Origin of the sequence: Streptomyces sp. SID14436 (genome assembly GCF_010548465.1) — a bacterium.
In the GTDB taxonomy this organism is placed as follows: Bacteria; Actinomycetota; Actinomycetes; order Streptomycetales; family Streptomycetaceae; genus Streptomyces.
Genome location: NZ_JAAGMD010000798.1, coordinates 1 through 4132, shown reverse-complemented (window position 1 = coordinate 4132; position 4132 = coordinate 1). Strand labels below are relative to the sequence as shown.

At 73.7% G+C, this 4132-nt stretch carries 4 protein-coding genes and 1 pseudogene; 3 read left to right on the top strand and 2 right to left on the bottom strand.

The features are described 5' to 3' along the window. Window positions 1-286: 286 nt before the first annotated feature. Window positions 287-1309, bottom strand: coding sequence for a LacI family DNA-binding transcriptional regulator (locus G3I53_RS29115; protein ID WP_164336198.1), 1023 nt, complete (start codon window positions 1307-1309; stop codon window positions 287-289). Window positions 1310-1436: 127 nt separating this feature from the next. Continuing rightward, window positions 1437-2225, bottom strand: coding sequence for a response regulator transcription factor (locus G3I53_RS29110; RefSeq protein WP_164336200.1), 789 nt, complete (start codon window positions 2223-2225; stop codon window positions 1437-1439). A 256-nt stretch (window positions 2226-2481) separates the two neighbouring features. Here G3I53_RS29110 and G3I53_RS29105 point away from each other — a divergent pair, with 256 nt between their 5' ends. The 3 genes and pseudogenes from G3I53_RS29105 to G3I53_RS29095 all read left to right on the top strand — a co-directional run. Then, window positions 2482-3387, top strand: a complete 906-nt coding sequence (locus tag G3I53_RS29105) for an alpha/beta fold hydrolase (protein ID WP_203592171.1) — start codon at window positions 2482-2484, stop codon at window positions 3385-3387. A 39-nt stretch (window positions 3388-3426) separates the two neighbouring features. Continuing rightward, window positions 3427-3681 carry a MoaD/ThiS family protein gene (locus G3I53_RS29100; protein ID WP_164336202.1) on the top strand — a complete coding sequence of 85 codons (255 nt, stop codon included), beginning with the start codon at window positions 3427-3429 and terminating at the stop codon, window positions 3679-3681. 3 nt (window positions 3682-3684) lie between these two features. Then, a pseudogene (locus tag G3I53_RS29095) lies at window positions 3685-4132 on the top strand (hypothetical protein); the annotation flags it as partial.

Below are 4132 nucleotides of genomic sequence, written 5' to 3'. Positions count from 1 at the left end.
TGCGCCGTCGAAGGGGGCTGCGGGGGCTGCGGGGGCGCGGGCGGCCACTCCGGGTGCGCCGCACGCTCCGCGGGCGCCTGCGTGCCGTACCGGTCGGCGGACGCGGGCCGGGGCTCGTCGGGGGTACCGGGGCTGCGGAAGGTCTCGTTCATGTCAAACAGGCTCACGCCCCACGATGAGAGCTTCCTGAGGACCGTCTGAGAAGTCCGGCAGAACCATGTATGCCCGATATAAGGATGTGTGGGGGGGCGAAGCATGTGGACGGGACGGGCGGCCCCCGGGCCGGCTATCCGCAGCCGCAGGAGCGGCGTACCACCAGGCGGGACGGGAACACCTTCAGGCGCTCCCGGCGCGACCCGGCCACCCGCAGGCCGTCGTCGAGGACCAGGTCGACGGCCGCGCGGGCCATGGCCGAGCGGTCGGAGGCGACCGTGGTCATCGGCGGGTCGGTGAGCGCCGCCTCCTTGATGTCGTCGAACCCGGCGACCGCCAGCTCGCCCGGCACGTCGATGCGCAGCTCGCGCGCCGCCCGCAGGACGCCGATCGCCTGGTCGTCGGTGGAGCAGAAGATGGCCGGCGGGCGGTCGGGCCCGGAGAGGATGTCGAGCCCGATGCGGTAGGCGTCGTACCGGTTGTACGGGGCCTCGAAGAGGCGGCCGTCGGTCGGGACGTCGGCCTCCTTCATGGCCCGGCGCCAGCCCTCCACGTGGTCGGAGACCGGGTCGCCGACGGCGGGGGTGTCCGCGGTGCCGCCGAGGCAGGCGACGTACGGGTGGCCGTGTTCCAGCAGGTGGCGGACGGCGAGCTGGGCGCCGCCGAGGTCGTCGGTGACGACGGCGACGTCGTCGATCGCCTCGGGGCGTTCGTGGAGCAGGACGACCCGGGCGTCCCAGGCGTCTATCTCGGCCGCGGCCAGGTCGTTCAGGGCGTGGCTGACGAGGATCAGGCCGGAGACGCGCATCCCCAGGAAGGCGCGCAGGTAGTGCACCTCGCGCTCGCCGATGTAGTCGGAGTTGCCGACCAGCACCATCTTCCCGCGCTCGGACGCGGCCTGTTCCACGGCGTGCGCCATCTCCCCGAAGAAGGGCTGGCGGGCGTCGGGCACGATCAGGCCTATGAGGTCCGTGCGCCGGGACGCCATCGCCTGGGCGACGCGGTCGGGCCGGTACCCCAGTTCTTTGATCGCGGCGAGGACACGCTCGCGCGTGGCCGGGGCGACCGGCCGGGGTCCGTTGTTGATGACATAGCTGACGACGGCGGTGGAGGTGCCCGCCAGCCGCGCCACGTCATCCCTGGTTACCTTGGCCACGCGCGGAGTCTACGCGGATATACCGGCCGCGGGCAGGGCGTGAGACCGGCTCCACGTCCACCGGACGGGTGCCTCGGTCCGGGCGCCGCGCTCGTCGAAGGGGGCGGTCCGCTCATGCGTGCGCCGCTCATGCCCGGGCCCGCACCTCGGCGGCGTCCCGCGCGGTCGTCTCGTCCGCATCCGCCGCCTTTTGCGGAGCACCGGCGGCCTGCGCGGCCTTCGGCTCGTCCGGGGAGCGGTCGCCCTTCTCCGGCGTAACGAATCGATAACCGACGTTCCGGACGGTGCCGATCAGGGATTCGTGCTCGGGGCCCAGCTTGGCGCGCAGCCGCCGCACGTGGACGTCGACCGTGCGGGTGCCGCCGAAATAGTCGTAGCCCCAGACCTCCTGCAGCAACTGCGCCCGGGTGAAGACCCGGCCGGGGTGCTGTGCGAGGTATTTCAGCAGCTCGAATTCCTTGAACGTGAGATCGAGGACGCGGCCTTTGAGTTTGGCGCTGTAGGTCGCCTCGTCGACGGAGAGATCACCGTTGCGGATCTCCATCGGGGAATCGTCGTTGACGATCTGCTGGCGGCCCATGGCGAGCCGCAGCCGCGCCTCGACCTCGGCCGGGCCCGCGGTGTCCAGCAGGACGTCGTCGATGCCCCAGTCGGCGGTGACGGCGGCCAGGCCGCCCTCGGTGACCACCAGTACCAGGGGGCAGCCGGGCCCGGTCGAGCGGAGCAGCTGGCACAGGCTGCGGACCTGCGGCAGGTCGCGCCGGCCGTCGACGAGGATGGCGTCGGCGCCGGGGGTGTCCACCAGGGCGGGGCCCTCCGCCGGGGCCACCCGCACGTTGTGCAGCAGCAGGCCGAGGGCGGGGAGCACCTCCGCCGACGGCTGGAGGGCGTTGGTGAGGAGCAGGAGGGAGCTCATCGCGTCCCACCTCCCCCGTCGGGGGCCGTTCGTTCGTGCACGGTTCGCTCGCCCATAACGTCTGGTTCCTCCTCGGCGGTCCCTGCGGTGGGGGCACCTCCCGCGCCGTTGAGGCAGCGGGGGAGTTTACGGCTTGCTTCGTGCGTTCGACGCCCCGTACGTCGGCGGTTTCCCGCGTCGTATACAACGCTTCCGAAAGCACAAAAGGACCCGGGGGCTTCGCTGCCCGAGTCCTCTTCCCAGCAGAATAGCGGACATGAGCAGCGGTTCGGCAGGTCATGTGGGATGTACCACCCGTCGTCCGTATTCCGAGACGCCCGGGAGGGCGAGCGGCGGTACGGGCGGTGCGCGGGGGCGGACGTTCCTGCGCACCGCCGACGGCGTGCGGATCGACTGCCGTTACGAGCCCGCGCGGACGCCGGAGGCCGGCTCGCCGGGGAGCACCGGGGGCGGCCCCGAGGACGTTCCGGTGTTCGTGGTCGCGCACGGCTTCACGGGGGACGTGGACCGGCCGCACCTGCGCCGGGTGGCGCGGGCGCTGACCCGGCACGGGGCGGTGCTGACCTTCTCCTTCCGCGGCCACGGCGCCTCCGGGGGACGCTCCACGGTCGGCGACCGGGAGGTGCTGGACCTGGCGGCGGCGGTCGGCCGGGCCCGGGAACTGGGGCACACGCGCGTGGTGACCGTCGGCTTCTCCATGGGCGGCTCGGTGGTCCTGCGGCACGCCGCCCTGGGGAGCGGGGCGCCGGGGGAGGACCTCCCGGGTGCCGCCGGTCCCGACGCGGTGGTGTCGGTGAGCGCGCCGGCCCGGTGGTTCTACCGGGGGACGGCTCCCATGCGGCGCCTGCACTGGCTGGTCACGCGTCCCGAGGGGCGCCTGGTGGGCCGGTACGGGCTGCGCACCCGGATCCACCACCGCGGCTGGGACCCGGTGCCGCTGTCCCCCGTCCAGGCGGTGCCGCGGATCGCGCCGACCCCGCTGCTGATCGTGCACGGCGACCGCGACGGCTACTTCCCGCTCGACCATCCGCGGATGCTGGCCGCGGCGGCCGGTGAGCAGGGGGAGCTGTGGATCGAGCCCGGCATGGGGCACGCGGAGAACGCCGCGTCCGAGGAGCTGGTGCACCGGATCGGGGACTGGGCGGTCGCCCGGGCGGGCTAGCCTGACGGTGTTCACCGTCAACGATTGAGGAACCAGCAGATGGCAAAGGTCACGGTGCGGTACTGGGCCGCCGCCAAGGCCGCGGCCGGGGTGGCCGAGGAGCAGGTCGAGGCGGACACGCTCGCCGAGGCGCTCGACGCGGCCCGCGGGCGACACCCCGGGGAACTCCCGCGTGTCCTGCGGCGATGCTCGTTCCTCGTCGACGGTGACCCCGTGGGGACCCGCGCACATGAGACGGTACGGCTGGCCGACGGCGGCACGGTCGAGGTGCTCCCGCCGTTCGCAGGAGGGTGAGCGATGACCGACCAGCCGTACGAGGGACACGACCCGTACCACCCGTACGGGCAGCCGCCGCAGCCGTATCCGCCGGCCCACCCGCACCCGCAGCACCCCCAGCACCCGCAGCACCCTGAGGCCCATGCGCAGTCCCAGCAGTACCCGCAGCCGCAGGCCTGGCCAGGGCAGCAGGGGTACGCGGCCGACCCGTACGCCGACCAGCAGCACACGCAGCAGTGGCAGGGCCAGACGTGGGAGACGTCCGTGCAGCCGCCGGTGCCGGCCGCAGCCGTCGACGAGACCGCGTACCTGCCGCCGCAGGGTCTTCCGGAACCGGTGAGCGGACCTACCGTGCACCCGGGCTACGGCGAGGCCGTCACGTACGGCACACCGCCGCCCGGACCCCTGCCCGCAGCCGCTCCCGTGCCGCCCGCGTCCGCGCACCGGGCGGCCGCCACCGCCGCGCCCG

Bases quoted from the DNA above. Each gene is read 5' to 3' on its own strand.
- G3I53_RS29110 (WP_164336200.1), bottom strand. From the start codon at position 2,225: ATGAGCTCCCTCCTGCTCCTCACCAACGCCCTCCAGCCGTCGGCGGAG.
- G3I53_RS29105 (WP_203592171.1), top strand. From the start codon at position 2,482: ATGAGCAGCGGTTCGGCAGGTCATGTGGGATGTACCACCCGTCGTCCG.
- G3I53_RS29100 (WP_164336202.1), top strand. From the start codon at position 3,427: ATGGCAAAGGTCACGGTGCGGTACTGGGCCGCCGCCAAGGCCGCGGCC.